The 18,903-nt window shown below is 65.5% G+C and carries 19 protein-coding genes; 13 read left to right on the top strand and 6 right to left on the bottom strand.

The annotated features are described in order from the left end of the window. Nucleotides 1-40 precede the first annotated feature (40 nt). Both ilvB and ilvN read left to right on the top strand, forming a co-directional pair. Entirely contained in the window at nt 41-1,768 is a 1,728-nt protein-coding gene (gene ilvB / locus llg_RS11240) for a biosynthetic-type acetolactate synthase large subunit (protein ID WP_338290019.1), read from the top strand. 118 nt (nt 1,769-1,886) lie between these two features. Then, nucleotides 1,887-2,429, top strand: a complete 543-nt coding sequence (gene ilvN / locus llg_RS11235) for an acetolactate synthase small subunit (protein WP_338290018.1) — start codon at nt 1,887-1,889, stop codon at nt 2,427-2,429. A 162-nt stretch (nt 2,430-2,591) separates the two neighbouring features. Here the strand turns inward: ilvN and llg_RS11230 are convergent, their stop codons facing one another. Then, nucleotides 2,592-3,743, bottom strand: coding sequence for a hypothetical protein (locus tag llg_RS11230; RefSeq protein WP_338290017.1), 1,152 nt, complete (start codon nt 3,741-3,743; stop codon nt 2,592-2,594). Between the two features lie 224 nt (nt 3,744-3,967). Here llg_RS11230 and llg_RS11225 point away from each other — a divergent pair, with 224 nt between their 5' ends. Further along, nucleotides 3,968-5,689 (top strand): hypothetical protein, encoded by a 1,722-nt coding sequence (locus llg_RS11225; RefSeq protein WP_338290016.1) that lies wholly within the window; start codon nt 3,968-3,970, stop codon nt 5,687-5,689. A gap of 108 nt (nt 5,690-5,797) precedes the next feature. On the opposite strand, the gene llg_RS11220 is transcribed toward llg_RS11225, so the two are convergent. Continuing rightward, a complete protein-coding gene (locus llg_RS11220) occupies nt 5,798-6,187 on the bottom strand; it encodes a hypothetical protein (RefSeq protein WP_338290015.1) in 390 nt (129 codons plus the stop codon). A 139-nt stretch (nt 6,188-6,326) separates the two neighbouring features. On the opposite strand from llg_RS11220, the gene llg_RS11215 reads away from it, so the two are divergent. Beyond that, complete coding sequence (locus llg_RS11215; RefSeq protein WP_338290014.1) at nt 6,327-6,830, top strand: hypothetical protein; 504 nt, start codon at nt 6,327-6,329, stop codon at nt 6,828-6,830. A 19-nt stretch (nt 6,831-6,849) separates the two neighbouring features. After that, nucleotides 6,850-7,524, top strand: coding sequence for a DUF4198 domain-containing protein (locus llg_RS11210; RefSeq protein ID WP_338290013.1), 675 nt, complete (start codon nt 6,850-6,852; stop codon nt 7,522-7,524). A 142-nt stretch (nt 7,525-7,666) separates the two neighbouring features. Here the strand turns inward: llg_RS11210 and llg_RS11205 are convergent, their stop codons facing one another. After that, nucleotides 7,667-8,713 (bottom strand): PA0069 family radical SAM protein, encoded by a 1,047-nt coding sequence (locus tag llg_RS11205; RefSeq protein WP_338290012.1) that lies wholly within the window; start codon nt 8,711-8,713, stop codon nt 7,667-7,669. A gap of 59 nt (nt 8,714-8,772) precedes the next feature. Beyond that, complete coding sequence (locus llg_RS11200; protein WP_338290011.1) at nt 8,773-9,636, bottom strand: alpha/beta hydrolase; 864 nt, start codon at nt 9,634-9,636, stop codon at nt 8,773-8,775. Between the two features lie 113 nt (nt 9,637-9,749). Here llg_RS11200 and llg_RS11195 point away from each other — a divergent pair, with 113 nt between their 5' ends. The 5 genes from llg_RS11195 to llg_RS11175 all read left to right on the top strand — a co-directional run bounded on the left by llg_RS11195 (nt 9,750) and on the right by llg_RS11175 (nt 14,538). After that, nucleotides 9,750-11,060, top strand: a complete 1,311-nt coding sequence (locus tag llg_RS11195; protein WP_338290010.1) for an amino acid permease — start codon at nt 9,750-9,752, stop codon at nt 11,058-11,060. Next, nucleotides 11,057-12,157, top strand: a complete 1,101-nt coding sequence (locus tag llg_RS11190; protein WP_338290009.1) for a hypothetical protein — start codon at nt 11,057-11,059, stop codon at nt 12,155-12,157. The genes llg_RS11195 and llg_RS11190 overlap by 4 nt, the downstream gene beginning before the upstream one ends. A gap of 108 nt (nt 12,158-12,265) precedes the next feature. Next, the gene (locus llg_RS11185; protein ID WP_338290008.1) at nt 12,266-12,529 is read left to right on the top strand and encodes a hypothetical protein; all 264 of its coding nucleotides are present in this window, start codon (nt 12,266-12,268) and stop codon (nt 12,527-12,529) included. After that, entirely contained in the window at nt 12,516-12,956 is a 441-nt protein-coding gene (locus tag llg_RS11180) for a TA system VapC family ribonuclease toxin (protein ID WP_338290007.1), read from the top strand. Before llg_RS11185 ends, llg_RS11180 begins: the two co-directional genes overlap by 14 nt. 37 nt (nt 12,957-12,993) lie before the next feature. Beyond that, a complete protein-coding gene (locus llg_RS11175) occupies nt 12,994-14,538 on the top strand; it encodes a pyridoxal-phosphate dependent enzyme (RefSeq protein ID WP_338290006.1) in 1,545 nt (514 codons plus the stop codon). Nucleotides 14,539-14,604: 66 nt separating this feature from the next. Here llg_RS11175 and llg_RS11170 read toward each other — a convergent pair whose 3' ends face one another. Beyond that, nucleotides 14,605-14,925 (bottom strand): polymer-forming cytoskeletal protein, encoded by a 321-nt coding sequence (locus tag llg_RS11170; protein ID WP_338290005.1) that lies wholly within the window; start codon nt 14,923-14,925, stop codon nt 14,605-14,607. A 51-nt stretch (nt 14,926-14,976) separates the two neighbouring features. Beyond that, a complete protein-coding gene (locus llg_RS11165) occupies nt 14,977-15,744 on the bottom strand; it encodes an endonuclease/exonuclease/phosphatase family protein (protein WP_338290004.1) in 768 nt (255 codons plus the stop codon). Between the two features lie 93 nt (nt 15,745-15,837). Between llg_RS11165 and llg_RS11160 the strand changes: the two genes are divergently transcribed. The 3 genes from llg_RS11160 (at nt 15,838) to glmM (ending at nt 18,900) form a co-directional block, all read left to right on the top strand. Further along, entirely contained in the window at nt 15,838-16,503 is a 666-nt protein-coding gene (locus tag llg_RS11160; RefSeq protein ID WP_338290002.1) for an FHA domain-containing protein, read from the top strand. 34 nt (nt 16,504-16,537) lie between these two features. Further along, the gene (murI, locus tag llg_RS11155; RefSeq protein ID WP_338290001.1) at nt 16,538-17,338 is read left to right on the top strand and encodes a glutamate racemase; all 801 of its coding nucleotides are present in this window, start codon (nt 16,538-16,540) and stop codon (nt 17,336-17,338) included. 209 nt (nt 17,339-17,547) lie between these two features. Then, complete coding sequence (gene glmM, locus llg_RS11150) at nt 17,548-18,900, top strand: phosphoglucosamine mutase (RefSeq protein ID WP_338290000.1); 1,353 nt, start codon at nt 17,548-17,550, stop codon at nt 18,898-18,900. The last annotated feature ends 3 nt before the right edge of the window (nt 18,901-18,903 follow it).

The raw sequence follows: 18,903 nt of genomic DNA, 5'->3' as shown, positions 1-18,903 counted from the left end.
CCGACAAGGTGGCACTTTCGCCGCCCAGACCCCTGTTTTTATGAGCACACAACAACTCGACGGTGCACAAGCCCTGATCAAGACGCTCGACGAGCTCGGCATCGAATACATGTTCGGCTACTCCGGCGGCGCGGCGATTCCTATCTTCGACGCGCTCGAAACGATCAAGACCAAGCTGAAGTTCGTCCTCGTCCGCCACGAACAGGGTGCCGTCCACATGGCCGATGGCTATGCCCGCGCCACTGGCAAGCCCGCCGCCGTGCTGGTGACCTCCGGCCCCGGCGCCGGCAACACCGTGACCGGCCTGATGACCGCCATGATGGACTCCGTGCCGATGATCGTGATCAGCGGCCAGACCGTGACCTGGATGCTCGGCAAGGACGCCTTCCAGGAAGCCGACATCTTCGGCATCACCATCCCGGTGGTGAAGCACAACTACCTGGTGAAGGACACCAACTCGCTGCCGCGCATCGCCCGCGAGGCCTACCACATCGCCACCACCGGCCGCCCCGGCCCGGTGCTCATCGACGTGCCGAAGGACGTGTCCGGTGCCGCCTTCACCGGTGATCTGAATCCTCCCTTCAACCTCCCGGGTTACGATCCGTCCAGCGACTTCAAGATCGACCGCACCGCCATCGAGGAAGCCGCCGCCCTGATCTCCCAGGCCAAGCGCCCGGTGATCCTCGCCGGCCAGGGCGCCATGATCGCCCGCGCCGACAAGGAGCTGCGCTACCTCGCGGAAACGCTCAACGCTCCGGTGACCTCCACCCTGCTCGGCAAGGGAGTGTTCCCGGAAACCCACGCGCTCTCGCTCGGCATGCTCGGCATGCACGGCACCGCCTACGCCAACAAGGCGATGATCGAGTGCGACCTGCTCATCAACGTGGGCTCCCGCTTCGACGACCGCATCATCGGCAATCCGTCCAAGTTCTGCGCCACCGCGAAGATCATCCACATCGACATCGACCCGGCGGAGATGAACAAGATGATCAAGCCGGACATCTGCATCGTGGGTGACGCGAAGGCCGCGCTGGCCGCGCTCAACGAGCACATCAACCCGCTTCCCACCTCCGAGTGGATCTCCAAGCTGGACGGCTACAAGAAGAAGTACCCGCTCAGCTACAAGAAGCAGGGCGGCCTGCGCATGCAGCAGGTCATCGACGAGCTCTATGAACTCACCAAGGGCGAGGCCATCGTCTCCACCGACGTGGGCCAGCACCAGATGTGGGCCGCGCAGTTCTACAAGAACAGCGAGTCCTTCCACTGGCTGTCCTCCGGCGGTGCCGGCACCATGGGCTTCGGCTTCCCGGCCGCCATCGGCGCGCAGCTCGCCCATCCGAAGAAGACCGTGATCTCCATCTCCGGGGACGGCGGCTTCCAGATGACCCTGTTCGAACTCGCCACCGCCCAGATCCACAAGCTCCCGATCAAGATCGTGGTGCTGAACAACCACTACCTCGGCATGGTCCGCCAGTGGCAGGAGCTGTTCTTCGACAACCGCGAGAGCGGCGTGGACCTCATCGGCAACCCGGACTTCTGCAAGCTGGCCGCCGCCTACGGCATCCCGTCCGTGCACATCAAGCGCCCGGCCGATGTCACCCGCATGCTCGAGAAGGCCCTCGCCTACAACGACGGTCCGATCCTCATCCACGCCGAGTGCGTGAAGACCGACAACGTCTTCCCGATGATCCCGGCCGGCGCCGCCCTCGAGGACATGATCACCGAGGCCCCGAAACAGAAGATGGCCAAGCCCATCGGGTCCACGTGATCCACAGTGCCGAGTGATCAGTGAGCAGTGATCCGATTCCACTGCTCGCTGTCACCCGGCTTCCTCTCCCTCTCTTACCACTGATCACTGATTACTGATCACTTCCCACTTTGATCCGATGAACTCCATCATCACCACCGAAACGCCCGCGGCCGCTCCCGCCATCCGCCGCGGCGCCATGCACACCCTCTCGATCCTCGTGAACAACGAGCCGGGCGTCCTGATGCGCATCTGCCAGGTGTTCTCCCGCCGTGGTTTCAACATCGACTCCCTCGTCGTCTCCGAAGGCCGCAACGCGAACTTCTCGCGCATGACCATCGGCATCAGCGGCAACCCGGAAGGCCTCGACCAGATCATCAAGCAGGTCTCCAAGCTCATCGACGTCATCCACTGCTTCGAGCACACCTCGGATGATTCCGTGACCAAGGAGATGATCCTCATCAAGATCGCCTGCGCCGAAGCCGAGCGCTCCCAGGCCCTCCACATCACCAGCCACTTCGACGGCAAGACCGTGGACCTCACCCCGGCCTCGATGATCGTCATGATCACCGGCGACTCGCCGAAAATCGACGCCGCGGTCACCATGTTCTCGCAGTTCCAGATCATCGAAACCGTCCGCACCGGCAAGGTCGTGATGGCCCGCGGCGAACAGCCCACTTGATCCGGAATCCCGTTTTCCGAAACGCCCCGCTTTCCGATGGAAGGCGGGGCGTTTTCGTATCCAAGAAGCAACAAGGAGTAGGGACATTCCTGTCCCGTCTTTTGAAAAACACCCCGCCTCCGGAAACGGAAGCGGGGCTTTCACATTGCAAACGCGGGCGGCTTACTCGTCTTCGCCACCGCCGTCGTCATCCCCACCGCCATCATCGTCGGCAACTCCATCCTCCATGCTCTCGTCGGTGTCGGTGCCGTCCGATTCATCCGCGAAGGACTCGTGGTCGTCCTCGTCGATCGAGACCTCCTCGGTCACCTGGGCCAGCTCCTCGGCGGATTCCTCGGTGGCTGTTTCCTCCGAATAGGACTCCGTGTAGGACTCATACGTCGCCTCCTCGGACTCCGAAATCACGGACACGCAGGCGGTCACCTCGTAGTAGTCCCCTGCCTTGTGAACCGGCTGGCTGGCATACTTCCAATCCTTGTAGTAGGTGACGGCAGCCTCGGAAAACTCGCCGGCACCCGGGGCCTGCTTCGCCTTGGCCACGGTGCTCCAGTCTTTGGAGAAATCCGGGAACCAGTCGTCGACCAGCGAATTGTAGGCGAGCGCCGTGTACTTCAGCCGGTTGTATTGGAAAAGGTAAGTGCAGTAGGCGTTCAAATCGTTGCCCGTCACCTTGTCCGCCTCGTCGCAGAGCCCCACGATGTCGTGGACGAACCGCTGCTGGTAGGACTTCGGCTTGGCCTTGCCCTCGATGACCTTCAACTGGGACTTGATCGATTTCACCTCGGCCCGCGCCGCCACGAGCTGCGCCTTCTCGGCTTCGGTGACCTCGCCGCCCATCTTCTTCCGCGCCACCGACGGGCCGAAGTGAAACAGGAAGGTTTCATAGGACTTCGAGAGCGACTTCAGGCCAGGTCCGACTTCGACACCCTCATGGGAACCGCTGAGCACCCCCCATGCGGCGGCGAGCTGATGCACGCTCACACCGAGGGCATCCAGCCCCTTGAGCGTGTTCTCGTCGTTGGCCTTCACGCCGGCCTCCAGTTGGTCGATGGCCTTGCTGCAATCCCGGAGCGCGCTCCAGAACGGGCGGGCCTCCTTCGACTTGGTGCTAATCTTGTCCTTCGCGGCATGCGCGATGAACGCGACGGACTTGCCCATGTCGGCCACCAGAGAGGCGGCGGTGGGCTGCTTCTTGGCTTCCTGCTTTGGTTTGGCGTCGGCCGGTTTGTCCTCACCCCGCGCGTGCGGAGCATGGAGACACAGATACGAGGCGCCGAGGGCGGCGATGATGGCGATACGGAATGGGGGTTTCATGGTTTCTGGGGGCGAACGGCCACGGCATGGATTGCCACCTTGGCGTCCTAGCCTGCCGTTCTAACAGCTATGACCGGCCGCTGGAAGGATCTATTCAAACCAGCCGCGAATCGCCCCATACTCCCGGCCCGAACTCCGGCTCCAGCGCCCCGCTTGTGACAATCCTGTCAAACATCCCCCCTCGCCTCCGGTGACGGACCGGACACGCTGGCCCGAATTCCGCCATGGAGTGGTTCATCATCGACGGCATCGGCCCGTTCTTCCGGGGCTACGAAAAGAAACGGGTCAACTGGTCGAAGATCCCCTTCAACGCCCTCCCCACCGATGGCCCGGAACGCCGCGCGCACTGGGACCGCATCGCCGACGACCTCTCCGTCTTCTGCCGCGAGGTGGAGGCCGCGGGGTTCAACACCATCACCTTCGACGATCTCGCCCACCTCGCCACCCACCCCGCCCATGAACCGGAAGTGGCCGCGAAGATCGAAGTCTATCGCCAGGAGTTCACCCGTCTCTTCGACCGGGTGAAGCGCGAGTCGAAACTCCGCATCCTGCTCACCTCGGACGTCATCCCCACCACCCCCGCCGTGGTCGCCGAGCTGGGCACCAAGCCCGCCGAACTCGATGCCTACTATCGCTGCCTGATCCGCGGCGTGCTCGATGATTTTCCCCAGCTCGACGGCCTCATCCTCCGCATCGGCGAGAGCGATGGCGTGGACGTGAAGGACCCGATCCGCACCCACCTCCACCTCAAGACCCCGGCCGACGCGAACCGCCTGCTCCACCAGCTCCTGCCCGAGTTCGAAAAGCGGAACAAGACCCTCATCCTCCGCACCTGGACCGTCGGTGCTCACCGCATCGGCGATCTCATCTGGCACCGCCGCACGCTCGCCACCACGCTGAAGGATATCGATTCCCCGAACTTCATCGTCTCGATGAAACACGGCGAGAGCGATTTCTTCCGTTACCTGCCGCTCAACCAGGCCTTCTTCACCGTCAAGCAGCCGAAGATCCTCGAACTCCAAGCCCGCAAGGAATACGAGGGCGCGGGCGAATATCCCTCCTTCACCGGCTGGGACCACGAGCGTTTCGCCCACGAGCTGGGCGCGGCGGAAAACGTCGCCGGGCTTTCCGTGTGGTGTCAGACCGGCGGCTGGCATCGGTTCCGACGGCTCGCGTTCCTCGAACCGAACGACCGCGACGTCTGGATCCGTCTCAACACGCTGTGCGCGCTGCGGATCTTCAAGGACCACCAGACCGTCGAGCAGGCCATCGCCGGAATCCTCGGCGAGGACCGCGCCATCGCCGCGCTGGAGCTCCTGCGCCACGCCGAAACCGTGATCCGTGACCTGCTCTATGTCGGCGACTTCGCCGCGCAGAAGCTCTTCTTCCGCCGCGTCCGCATCCCCCCGCTCCTCCACGTTTACTGGGACTCGCTGTTCATCAACAACGCCGTCCGCGAGATCCTCCGCCACTTCGTGAAGGACACCGGCCAAGCCCTCCGCACCGGCGAGGCCGCGTTCACCCTGTTCCCGCGCATGATCGAGCTCGCGGAACAAGCGCGCCTGCCCGCAGACGACCTCGAGCACATGCGCGACTTCTTCCACCTCATCCTGCTCGCCCGCCGCTTCTACTTCCTGCCGCCGGACGAGGAACTCACCGCCGACCTCCGCGCCGCGAAAAAAGCCTACAAGCAACGCTGGCCGAAATCCATCCGCGCCCGCTACCGCATCAAGCTCGACTTCGGCGAGTTCCACACCAAGCGCCGCACGCTCGGCCTCGCCTCCGCGCTGCTGCTGCGGAAACAACGCGGCTACCGCATCATCGACCACCTCTTCACCCTGAACGTGCTCGGCCCGCTGTTCCGCTGGTTCCACCGCCACCGCCCGAACTCGATCCCGAAGTTCATGCGAAAGTCCGCGATGGGCGTGGAGTCGTTGTTCCGTTAGCCGCCCATCGTAGCCGGAAGCTCCGCTTTCGGATTGTCTCCGCCAGCTCCGTTGGCGGTGGCGGATAGGCCGGGCGACCTTCCACCCGCCGGACAACCGGATCCTTCCTCACGACTGCTGCCCAAACGTATTGATGATATACACCAGCGGGATCATCGAGGTCGCCAGCGTGGCCGCGCCGCACAACGCGAGCAGCACACCCACCAACCCGCCATAGAGATTCGCCCGCGGCCGCTCCGGAACCACCGCCAGCGCCACCACCCCGAGCCCCAGCAAAAGCACGGCCGCCAATTCCAGCACATGGACCTTCTGCAGGAAATACACGCTGCGGGTGAACCACGGCAAACCCTCCAACCCCACCTCGGCGAACATCTCCTTGCACTTGCCGACCACCCACACGCCGAACGCCATCAGCAGCCCGCCGCCCGCGAGGATCAACGCGGAGATCACGGTGCCCAGCGCATCCCACCGCTTCAACGACTCCGTCGGTTCCATCATCCCCTAACATCCCCACGCCCGGCGGCACCACGCAATCCTTTTCCCGTCCGAACCACTCCCCCGAATGGCAACCCGGCGTCCAAATGACGCAACCGCCCACGATCCAAATCCACCCGACACCATTACCCTCCATCCAACCATGCACCTCTTCGCGTCCCTGCTTCCGATCCGCGCCCTCGTCCTCGGCGCGTCCCTGCTGGCCACCGGCCTCGCCTCCGCCGAAGCCCCGGCCAATCCGCACTGCCCCATGATGACCGAGGACGAGGTCGAGTCCGATCATCAGGTCGATTTCAAGGGCACCCCCGTCGCCCTCTGCTGCGGCAAATGCGAGCGCCTCTGGAACGCGAACCCGCAGGCCGCCGCCTACTACGTGAAGGTCTCCACCGAGCTCGGCCTGCTGCCGCAGTTCAAGGGCAAGGAAAAGGCGCTCGGCCTCGACTCCATCAAGCTCCTGCCGCAGCGCTACTGCCCGATCAACCGGAAGTCGCTCATCACCCCCTTCAGCCCCTCGGTCGATTACCACGGCACGAAGGTCTACTTCTTCAACGACAAGGCCAAGGCCACCTGGGAAAAGGACCCGGAGGCCGCCGCGAAAAAGGCCATCGAGGCCGGCATCCTGCCGCAGTTGAAGAAAGCCGCCTGAACCCGCCCGCATCCCCATCATGAAACCCTCCCTGCGCCTCGGCCTGCTTGCCGCCTGTCTCCTCGCTCCCGCCGCCCTCGCCCATTCCGTGTGGGTGGAACCGGGCCCGGAAGGCACCCTCGTCGTCCGCTTCGGCGAATTCGATGCCGAGGTGGAGAAATCCCCCGGCCCGCTCGACTCCTTGGGAACTCCAGCGGGCGTCGTACTTCCGGTGACGAAGGACACCAAGCCGCTGGAATCGCTGAAGATGTCCGACCACTACACGCTCGGCGGCGCGAAGCCGGACCAGGCCCTGGTGGCGGAAGTCCCCTTCCCCGTGCGGGCCGCCGAGGGCAAGCCCGCCCGACGCCCCATCTTCTACGGCCGGTGGTTGCCCGCCGGAGCCGACAAGGTTGCCGCGGAACCGGCGCTCACCCTCGACATCGTCCCCACCGGCACCCCGGGGGAGGCCCGCGTGTTTTTCCGCGGCAAGCCGCTGGCAGGCGCGAAGGCCCAGCTCAATGCCCCGGATGGCAGCCACACCCCGTTGAAGACCGACGACAACGGCCTCGTGAAATTCACCTGCACCGAACCGGGCCGCTGGGTCCTCACCGTGCCCGGCCACAGCGAGGAACTGCCCGGCTTCGCCGGTGGCAAACCCTACACCATCGTCAGCCACAACGCCTCCCTGAGCTGGCTCGCCGCGAAGCCCTAACGCGGCCCGTGGCCGTCTCTTGCGTAGCCGCGCTCGTGAGAGCGTGGGTTGGGTGGATGCCCCTATTCCCATGCACGCCCAGTCCATCGATTCGCGAACCACGTTTCCAGATTCCGCAGGGCGGAGGTCGGAGGCAGCCCCCTCAAAACAACTCCCCCTGCCCCGGCGTCACCCTTCGGAACGCCGCCAGCGACAACTCCGGCGGCCGCGTCGCCAGCTCGATCCTCCGGCAGCTCGCGTGGAACAGCGCGCGAAGCTGCCCCGCCGCCGCTCCCGCCCCGCGGTTCCGCAATCCCGGTGCCGTCGAGTTCAGCTCACCCTCGTACGCCGCGCGGATTCTTCCGAGCACCTTCTCCTTCCGATCCGGAAAGTGGCGTTCCAACCACGCTCCGAACACCTGCGCCACGCTGCCGGGCAGCCGCACCATCGAGTACATCGCGAAGCTCGCGCCGTGCTCCTTCGCCGCCGCGAGGATCGCAGGCAGTTCGGAATCGTTCAGCCCCGGGATCATCGGCGCGGCGCTCACCCCGGCGGGCACTCCCGCCTCCGCCAGCGCGTGGATCGTTTCCAGCCGCGCCCGCGGTGATGCCGCCCGGGGTTCCATGATCCGAGCCAGTTTCGGATCGAGCGAGGTCACGGACAGGAACACCGCCGCGGCCTGATGCCGCGCCAGCTCCGTGAGGTGATCCAGATCCCGCGTCACCAGCGTGTTCTTCGTGATCATGAGCACCGGCTGACGGAACCGCGCGCACACCTCCAGGCATCCACGGGTGATCCCCAGCTTCCGCTCGACCGGCTGGTAGCAATCGGTCGCCCCGGAGATCGCGAGCAGCCCCGGCTGGTAGGTCTTCTTCGCCAGCGCCTTTTCCAGCAACGCCGGCGCATCCCGCTTCACCACGATCTTCGACTCGAAATCCAACCCCGCCGAAAACCCGAGGTATTCATGGTAGGTCCGTGCGTAGCAGTAAGCGCAGCCGTGCTCGCAGCCGCGGTAGGGATTCAGCCCGTATTCGAAGGCCAGATCCTCCGCGTCGTTCTTCGTCAGGATCGATTGCGAGTCATCCCCCAGGAACACCGTCTTCAGTGGCCGCGGGTCGTCATCCACCCACGCGTCCTCGTCCGTCTCCACGTGGAAACGGTCGAACCGGTTGAGCGGATTTCCGTCCGCCCCGCGCCCACGCTCGGCCATGGAACGACCTTGCTCCCGGATTGCCCGCAGCGCCACCAAAAATGTTCATTTGAACACATTCACACCAAATCTTCGAGGATCGGCGTGAGCTGCCGCAACGGCAGCGAGTAGTGCCCCTCGTCGTCGAACCAGCGGGTCGCGGCGTTGGGAACCTTCGCCGCTACCTCCCGCGCCATCCGAATCGGAATGTTGCGGTCGAGCGCCCCGTGCCAGAAGGTAACGGGAATCCGGATCGAGGCAAAATCGAGCTGCCAATCATCCAGATAAACATCCGCATCGGCCACCACGCCGGGCCCTCCCTGGCGGATGCCCTCGTGGAAGCTGCCGATGAAAGTGTCGTAGCCGCCCGCGCCCGCGATGGCGTCGCGGTCCTCCGGTGGCACCGACTTGAGGATCCAGCTCATCGGCGGGCGGTCGGAAGGCATCGCAGAAATCCGACGGGACAACCCGATGACCCGGCCGAGCACTCCCGGAGCATGGCGGCGGATTTTCAAAAGCAGCCGGTAGGTCCACATCAGATCGGAGTGATCCGCGAACTCCACCAGCGGCGGAGCCCCGCAGACCACGGCCACCCGCTTCGCCAAATCCGGCAGCCACGCGGCGCAGGCCAGCGCGTAAGGACCGCCACCGGAAACCCCCATCACGCGGAACTCCTCGAGCCCCAGATGCCCGGCGAGGCCGCGGATCGTCTCCGGCCACTGGGCCAGCGTCCGCTTGCCCGCGAAATCGGAGCGCCCCATCCCCGGCCGGTCCGGCGAAATCACCCGCAGCCCCAGCCGCTTCGCCTCCTTGTCGAGGATCCACCCTTGCAGCCGGGAACTCGGCCAGCCGTGGAAAAACAGCAGCGGTTTCCCGGCCGGATCGCCGTACTCGGCATAACACAACCGCCGCCCTTCCGGCCCGGTCCAGTATTGCTCGTCCATTCCCGCCATCGCTGCCGCACCATACGCACGACCGGGAGAAATTTCCCGCGACAATTTCGCCCGCCGCTCCGGCGATGTCTTGCACTCTAACGGAATCGGCGCGACAAAGGGGTGTGTCGGAAAAAAGTCACGCTGGCAGCGCCTCCGCCGTCGCCCTGGTGGTCGCGAACATGATCGGCACCGGCGTGTTCGTTTCGCTGCACTACCAGCTTTTCGATTTCCACGCCGCCCCGCCGATCCTCCTCCTCTGGATCGTCGGCGGCCTGATCTCACTCTGCGGTGCCCTTTGTTATGCCACGCTGGCCAAAGCCCTGCCCCGATCCGGCGGCGAGTACCACTACCTCACCGAGCTCTATCATCCCTCGCTCGGTTTCATGTCCGGGCTGCTCTCCGCCGTGGTCGGCTTCGCCGCCCCCACCGCGATCTCCGCGCTGGCGCTCGGCCGTTACCTCCACAGCAGCCAGGACTGGGTGCGACCGGATGTCGCCGCCTACACGGTGATCATCCTCGGCACCCTCGCCCATGCCATGAGCGCCCGCACCAGCGGTCGCGTGCAGGTGGCCGCCACCAGCATCAAGCTCACCCTCATCGTCGGTTTCCTCATCGCCGCGGTCGTGCTGCCCGGAAAGGGCGACATCCGCTGGCTGCCGGAAGCGGGCGACGCGAAGGCGATCTGGAATCCGGCCTTCGCCACCGCGCTGATGTTCGTCTTCTACGCCTACTCCGGATGGAACGCCGCCGTTTACGGACTGGAGGAATGGCAGCGCCCGGAGAGCACTGTGAAGCGTGCCCTGATCGGCGGCTCACTGCTGGTGATGTTCCTGTACATCGGACTGAACGCCGCCTTCCTCAAGGCAGCGCCGGTCGCCGATCTGGCGGCGAACGAGGAAATCGCGGACGCCGCCGCGCGCTCGCTGTTCGGCCCGGCCGCCGCCCGCTGGACCTCCGGCCTGCTCGCCATCGGCCTGTTCTCCTCCGTCAGCGCGCTGCTGTGGGCCGGCCCGCGGGTGCTCGGCTCGATGGGCAGGGACGTCGCGGCCCTGCGCTGGTTCGCCCCGAAGGATGGCGTCCCGCTCAACGCTCTCGTCTTCCAAACCGTCCTCGCGCTGGCCTTCGTCTGGTTCGGCCAGCTCGACACCCTGGTCAACTACACCCAGTCCGGCCTCACCCTCTGCTCCGCCCTCGCCGTGGCCGGGATCTTCATCCTGCGCCGCCGCGGCCAGGCGAGCGCCCCGCACCTCATCCTTTCCTTGATTTTCATCGGAATGGCGGGATTCGTGATCCTTCAGTCCCTCGTGAAGGAATTCACCCGCCCGGCTCCCGCCGACGGTTACCACCTCGCCTCCTTTCCCACCCTCTGCGGCCTGCTGACCGCCCTCGCCTGCGCTCTTCTCTGGTTCCCACTCAACCGCAAATCCCCATGAAACGCGCCTCCGTCCTTTTGCTTTCCCTGGCTCTCGCCGGTTGCTCGCCCACGCCGTCGAAGCCGATCATCACCACCGGCGATCCGGCCGCCGCCGAACCGCCTCCCGTGTTCGCTCCCGCCTCCGGCACCGCGGACGTGAACGACATCACCCTGTTCCTGGCAGGCAAGGCCGTCCACCACGGTGCCTCCCTCTCCCAGATGCAGATGACGGCGAACTACAAGTCCTACTCGGACAGCATGCGCTACCGCTGGCGCTACTATGCCTCCCGTCGCACGCTGAAACAGAGCATGTGGTCGGATGAGAACCTCGCGCCCACCATCGGCTCGCCGGGCACCCTCCTCTATCCCTTCGGCGGGCCGGACCTGCTGCATGCCATCGGCATGTTCCCGCACACCTCCACCTATGTCCTGCTCGGACTGGAGCCCGCCGGTTCGTTGCCGATGCTGGAGGGCCAGGACCCGGGCGCGGTGCTCGGCGCGCTGTCGCAGCTTTCCCGCTCGGTCGATACCCAGCTCAAGGTCGGCTATTTCATCACCAAGGACATGCGCGGCGACCTCGCGAACGGTCCGCTGCAGGGCGTCACCCCGATCCTGCTCTCCACCATCGGCCTGATGAACGGCACGGTGCAGAACATCCAATCGCTCTCCGCCGGAGGTAAACCCGCCGTCCAGATCGACTTCCGCATCCCCGGCAGCGGTTCGAAGCGCGTCATCTACGTCTCCGGCGACCTCTCGAACAGCGGCTTCAATGGCGGCTACCGCTCGTGGCTGTCGTCCTACGGCGGCTCGGTGGCCTACTTCAAGGCCGCCTCCTACCTGATGCACGACGATGGCTTCTCCGGCATCCGCAACTTCGTGCTGAGCAATTGCCACGCCGTCGTCCAGGACGACTCCGGCATCCCGTTCCGCTACTACAGCGGCTGGCAGACGAAACTCTTCGGCTCCTACGACACCCCGATCGAGCTCTTCGCCAACCATGGCCAAGCCGACCTGCGCGCCGCCTACGCCGCCGCCGGTCCGGTGCCCCAGGTCCCCTTCGGCTCCGGCTACCAGGTCCGCGGCTCGAACGCGAACCTCCAGCTCTTCAAGCGCTGAGGCTTCGCGACACGATACCCTTGTCATCCGGAGAGGCAGGCCAGCCCAAGGCCTGCCTCTTTCGTGAGGTGGATTGACGCGGGCCCATTTTGATGTGAATATGCGTTTATGCGAACCACCTTGGACCTTCCCGATCCGGTTTTCCGGGATCTGAAGACCAAAGCCGCCCGGGACGGAGTCACCTTGAAAGAGCTGCTCACCCAATATGTGGAGGCAGGGCTTTACGGGGGAGCGGCCCACATTTCCACCCGGCGCAGCCCGCTTCCCCTCCCTCGCAAGGCAACCGGCAAGGTGATCCCAGCCCTCAGCAACGCGCGGGCCCGGAAGCTCCTCGACGAAGAAGACGCCGCCCGTGCCCATGGACCTTCTTGATGTGAATGTCTGGCTGGCTCTCTGCGACGAGAACCACCAGCACCATGAAGCAGCACGCCACTACTGGGAAACCGGCGGCGCGGAGGAACTCCTCTTCTGCCGGGTGACTGTCCTCGGATTGTTGCGGCTGGCCACCAACTCCAAGGCGATGGCCGGACAGCCTTTTTCGGTGGAGGAAGCGTGGGAGGCTTATCAGTCCTTCCTAGCACTGCCGGAGGTGCGGTTCCTGCCGGACACAGGGATCGAAGACGGGCAGATGGAATCCTGGGTCCAACAGGGCATCGTCACCCCGCCGCTCTGGACGGATGCCTATCTGGCGGCGTTGGCCATGGAAGCCGGGTGCCGGCTGGTCTCATTCGATTCCGATTTCAAAAGATTTCCCGGCCTGCGATTCCTCCATCTCAAGGGAGAGCGCCCGCCGATCTAACCTTGCACGCCACCCGCCCCTGCCCGAAACCAAGGGCATGGAACGTGACGCGCTGCCCCTCGACCGCCGCCTGCGGCAGGAAACCCTGTTCGCCCGCGAGCGGGTGTATCGCTTCGGGCAGCCCACTCCCCTCGAGCGCCTGATCCTCCCCGGCCCCGGCCCGGAGATCTGGGTGAAGCGCGAGGATCTCTCGCCCATCAAGGCCTACAAGTGGCGCGGCGCCTGCAACCGCATGGCCGTGCTCACGCCCGAGGAGGCCGCCCGCGGAGTGGTCACCGCCTCGGCCGGCAACCACGCCCAGGGAGTGGCCCTCGCCGCCAAACAACTCGGTATCCAGGCGCGCATCTACATGCCGCGTTCCACGCCCCGCGTGAAACAACAGGCGGTGAAACTCCATGGCGGCGACCGCGTGGAGATCCTCCTTTCCGGCGACAGCTACGACGAGGCCGTGACCGCCGCCCGTGAGGACGAGCGCGCCACCGGCGCGGTCTACCTGCACGCCTACGACGACCTCCAGGTAATGGCCGGGCAGGCCACGCTGGCCGACGAAGTCGTGCTTTCCGGCCACGGCCCCTTCGATGCCGCCTACCTCCAGATCGGCGGTGGCGGCATGGCCGCTGGGGCGGCCTGCTGGCTGAACATGCTTTGGCCGGACACCGAACTCATCGGCGTGGAAGGCGAAGGCCAGGCCTCAATGAAGGCCGCGCTCGAAGCCGGTGAGCCCGTCACCTTGGACAAGGTCGACATCTTCTGCGACGGCACCGCCGTCCGGAAGGCGGGCTCCCTGCCCTTCGAGATCTGCCGCGGCACCCTTTCCCGCGTCGAAACCGTCAGCAACACCGAGGTCAGCCGCGCCATCCGCGTGCTCTGGGAAACGCTCCGCTGCGTGTCCGAACCCTCCGGCGCGATGGGCCTCGCCGCCGTGCTGAAGAACCGCGAGGCACTCGTCGGCAAGCGCGTCCTCGTCGTCGTCACCGGCGCGAACATCGACTTCCTCCAGCTCGGCCTGATCGCCCAATCCGAAGGAGCCTCCGCCACCGCCAGCCGCACCCTGCGCGTCCGCATTCCGGAGCGGCCGGGCACCATGCTGGCCCTGCTCGACGGCTGCTTCGAGGGCCTGAACATCACCGATTTCCAATACGGCAAGTACCACGCCACCGAGGCCTGGCCGGTCTTCACCGTCACCGCGGACGATGACTCCAAGCTCGCCGCCCTCCCCGACCGCTTCGCCGCCGGTGGCTACGAGTGGGAGGACCTTTCCGGAGCCGTGGACGTGAATTTCCGCGCCATCCCGCTGCGCGAGGAACTGCTCACCAGCCCGCTGTTCCTGCGCCTCGACTTCTACGAGCGCCGCGGCGCGCTCCACGACTTCCTCGACAAGATCATCCGCGGCCGCGCCAGCTTCTTCTACTTCAACTACCGCCAGTCCGGCGAACGCATCGGCCGCGCCCTGATCGGCCTCGATTTCGACACTCCCGAGGCCCGCGACGCCTTCACCGCCACCCTCCCGCCGCGCGGTGAAGGCTACCGCCTCTGCACCCCCCTCGACGCCGCCGCCCAGAAGCGGATCCTGGGAGCCTAACTGGGAGCAGGGACGAAAAAGGCGGACCACACGGCCCGCCCTTCTCCAAAAACGTTGTCGCTAGGCTCAGCCGCCGATTTCGGTGCGGCCGGAGAGCTGGGCGCCTTCCTCCATGGTGAAGACCTTGGACTTGATGTCGCCGCTGATCTTCGACTTGTCCTTCAGCTCGCAGCGCTGGGAGGTGATCTTGCCTTCCACCTTGCCGTAGACCTTCACTTCCCCGGCGGTGACGTCGCCCTTCACGAGCGCGTTTTCACCGATGGTCACGCGGCCTTTGTCCGAGGTGATCTCACCCTCGATTTTGCCGTCGATGATCATGTCGTTGGAAAACCGGATCGAACCCGTGATTTCGATGCCGCTGGCGAGAACGTTGGTCGGATTGGCCATAACGTCCGGAATGGAGCAAAGGAACCGCCTCTTGGCAAATGGAAACCCGGATCACTCCGGCTTTGCGAACGCCGTCACGATCGGCCGGTGGTCGGAGGCGGCCGTCTCGGCCACCACCACGGTCGGTTTCACCGGCCGCAGACCCTTCACCACCGTGAAATCGATCTCCTTGTCCGGCTTCACCGCGGGCTCGGTGGCCGCGCTCCCCGACTTCGGGACCACGATCCACGGGGCCTGGGAAAACACCGCCAGTGTCTTGGATTCCGCCGTGGCATTGAAATCCCCGGCCAGCACGATCGGACCGGTGGACACCTCCAGCAGGGCGGCCGAGGCAACCTGTGCCTGCACCAGTTGCCGGGCCGGGTCGCCGTAATCGAGGTGGACGCCCGCCACCGTCAGCGGACCGAAGGGGGTCTCCGTGCGGGCGGAAATCGCGATCCGCGGCTCACCTTCGCCAGGGAGCTTGTGGATTTTCAGGTCGGAGAGCGGGAACCGGGACAGGATCGCCTGGCCGTATTCGCCGCCATCGTGGTCCATCGCCTTGCCGAAAACGTATTGCAGGTTCGTCAGGCGGGCCAGCTCGGCGGCCTGGTCCACCCCGCCGCTGCGCTTGCACTTGTTGTCCACCTCCTGGAGGACGACCACGTCCGGCTCCTGGGACTGAATCACCGCCGCGATGCGGGCCAGATCCTGCTTTCCATCGCTTCCTTCGCCGTGGTGGAGGTTCCAACTGACCACCCGGAGCGCCTTCGATCCCTCGGCGCCGCGGCACGGAACGGCCAGCAGCAAGGGGGTCAGAAGGGTCAAAATCACTTTCATCACCGCCCGATACGTTGGGAAATTGCCGGAAATTTCCGTGCATCCCTACGGATTTCCACGCTAGAACCCGCGTGAAACCCTCGTTCTGGCCCTATGCCCCGCGTCACCATCACCGTTCCCGATACCACCCCGCAGCCCTACCGGTTCCAACTCGACCGCCGGAAGGTTTCCCTCGGCCGCGGCAGCGAGAACGACATCCAGATCAATTGCTCCTCCGTCTCGGTGAAGCACGCCGAGATGGTCCGGACCGACGCGGGCTACGAAATCCGGGACTTGAGCTCCACCAATGGCACGAAGCTGGAAGGCCAGCGCCGGATGACCATCCCGCTCCATTCCGGAACGACGGTCCTGCTTGGCGACGTTTCGTTCGATTTCCAGCTCAGCGACGAAGAACAGGCCGAACTCGGCACCCAATCGCCGATCGAGGCCCTGCCGCCGCAAAAGGAAAAGGCCCCCGCCCGCTCGCTGGCGGACGCACCGGTGGCAGGCCGCTCCAGCGGCACCATGGTCCTGCTGTTCATCGTGCTGGCCCTCGCCGCCTTCGGGGTCGGTCTGGCGATCCGCCACCAGAAGGAAACCGGCCGCTCGCTGCTCGACGACCTCGGCAGCAAGAAGCCCGCGAAAAAGGCCCCGGCCAAGGTTGAACCCGCCCCTGCCGACGCGGCTCCGGCGGACGCCTCCCCGGCCCCCGCGCCCTCCGCGGACACCACTCCGGCACCGGCTCCCGCCGCTCCGGAAACGACCGAGCCCGCGAAGTAATTGCGTCTTTCCGGCGGCCTGCCATTTTCCCCGCGTGTCCAGCGCACCCCTTGGTATTTTCGATTCCGGCGTCGGCGGCCTCACGGTCGTCCGCGCCGTCCAGCAGCTCCTGCCCCACGAGGACATCATCTACCTCGGGGACACCGCGCGCCTGCCCTACGGCTCGAAAAGCCCCCAGACCATCCGCCAGTTCGCGGATGAGGACGTGCGCTTCCTGCTCGGGAAACACGTGAAGGCCATTGTGGTCGCCTGCAACACGGCGACCGCCCACGCCCTGCCGAGCCTGCTGGCCCAGTACCGCACCCCGATCATCGGCGTGATCGAACCGGGGGTGGAGGCCGCCCTGGCCGAGCCCACCACCGAGCGGGTCGGCATCATCGCCACCCAGGGCACCATCCGTTCCCATGCCTACCAGCACGCGCTGGCCCAGCGGCGGACCGGCCTGATCATCCACGGCCAGGCCACGCCGCTGCTCGTGCCCTTCATCGAGGAAAACTGGATCGACCACCCGGCGATCCGGCTGGTGCTGGACGCCTACCTCCAGCCGCTGGTGGACAAGGGCATCGACACCCTGATGCTGGCCTGCACCCACTACCCGCTGCTGATTCCGGTGCTGCGCGAGCTACTGCCGGCGGAGGTCCGGCTGGTGGACTCCGCCACCACCTGCGCGGAGCACCTGAAGCGCGAGCTGACCCGCCTCGAGCTGCTCGCCCCGGAAACCCAGGACGGCAGCCTCACGATCCACCTCACCGACCTTTCGGAACAATTCGAGGCCCTCGCCCGCCAGTTCCTGAAAAAATCCCCCGGCCGCATCCAGCGCGCGGTATTGGAATAGAACGGGTGGGGACGGAAACACGGACTTGTGCTTGTGTTTTTCCGCCACGGGGGGCACAACCCCCTCGTTCCGTAGGTGCGGCCCTGAGCCGGAGTGAGAGGAGAGCGGTAGCCGATTGCCACCGCCCGCAGAGGTAAAAATGCGACGAAATTAACGCGTTTTTCCTATCCCCGTCCGACTGTTTTGTCAGAAGCTGACTCCCTATTTTCATGAGCACCCGATTGTTTGGAACCGACGGCATCCGTGGCCGCGTAAACGAATTTCCCATCACCGCTGAAGTCGCCCTCCGCGTTGGAAAGGCGGTCGCCCGCGTGCTGCGCTCCTCCGGCCCGAACCGGAACCGCGTGCTGCTCGGCAAGGACACGCGCATTTCCGGCTACATGCTGGAAACCGCCATGACCAGCGGCCTCGTCTCCATGGGCATGGACGTCTTCATGGTCGGCCCGATGCCGACTCCCGGCGTGGCCCACCTCACCAAGTCGATGGGGGCCGCCGCCGGCATCATGATCACCGCGTCCCACAATCCCTACGAGGACAACGGGATCAAGATCTTCGGCCCGGACGGCTACAAGCTCTCCGACGAACTGGAATCCATCGTCGAGCGCCACATCCTCGGCGAGGAACCGGAGGGCGCACCGCTGCCGCCGCGCCAAATCGGCAAGGCCCACCGCATCGAGGACGCCCGCGGCCGCTACATCGAGTTCGCCAAGCACACCGCAGACAACGTCTCGCTCCACGGCCTGAAGGTGGTGGTCGATTGCGGCCACGGCGCGGCCTACTTCATCGCCCCACTCATTTTCAAGGAACTCGGAGCCGAGGTCATCACCGCCGGCATCAGCCCGGATGGCACCAACATCAACGACGGCTGCGGCGCGCTCCACCCGGAGAACGCCGGTGAACTGGTCCGCCGCCACGGCGCGGATCTCGGCATCTCGTTCGACGGCGACGCCGACCGCGTGATCTTCACCGATTCGAACGGCCAGGTCGTCAGCGGCGACCGCATCCTCGCCCTTTCCGCCATCGCCATGAAGGAGCAGGGCCGCCTGAAAAACGACACGCTGGTCTGCACCACCATGAGCAACCTCGGCCTGCACGAGGCCATGCGGAAGCAGGGCATCAAGGTGGAAACCACCGGTGTCGGCGACCGCCACGTGATCGAGGCGATGCGCAAGGGCGGCTTCACCTTCGGCGGCGAGAACTCCGGCCACCTCATTTTCTCGGAGCACGCCACCACCGGCGATGGCATCCTGAGCGCCCTGCAGGTGCTGCGCATGATGCGCGAGAAGAACGCCACCCTGGCGACGCTCGCCTCGATCATGCAGGAGTATCCGAACCAGCTCGCGAACATCCCGGTGAACCAGAAGCCGCCGATCGAGACCCTGCCGAAGCTCACCAAGCTGATGAAGCAGGCGACCAAGGAGTTCGGCTCGGACGGCCGCCACCTGATCCGCTACTCCGGCACCGAGAAGAAAATCCGCGTGCTGGTGGAGCACCGCGAGATCGAGAGCGCCCGCCTGTGGGTGAGCAAATTCGCCGCGGCCATCCGCGAGGAAATCGGCTGAACC

Origin of the sequence: Luteolibacter sp. LG18, from assembly GCF_036322585.1 — a bacterium.
Taxonomy (GTDB): domain Bacteria; phylum Verrucomicrobiota; class Verrucomicrobiia; order Verrucomicrobiales; family Akkermansiaceae; genus Luteolibacter.
The sequence above is the reverse complement of the archived record's forward strand: the minus strand, read 5'-3'. Positions and strand labels throughout refer to the sequence as shown.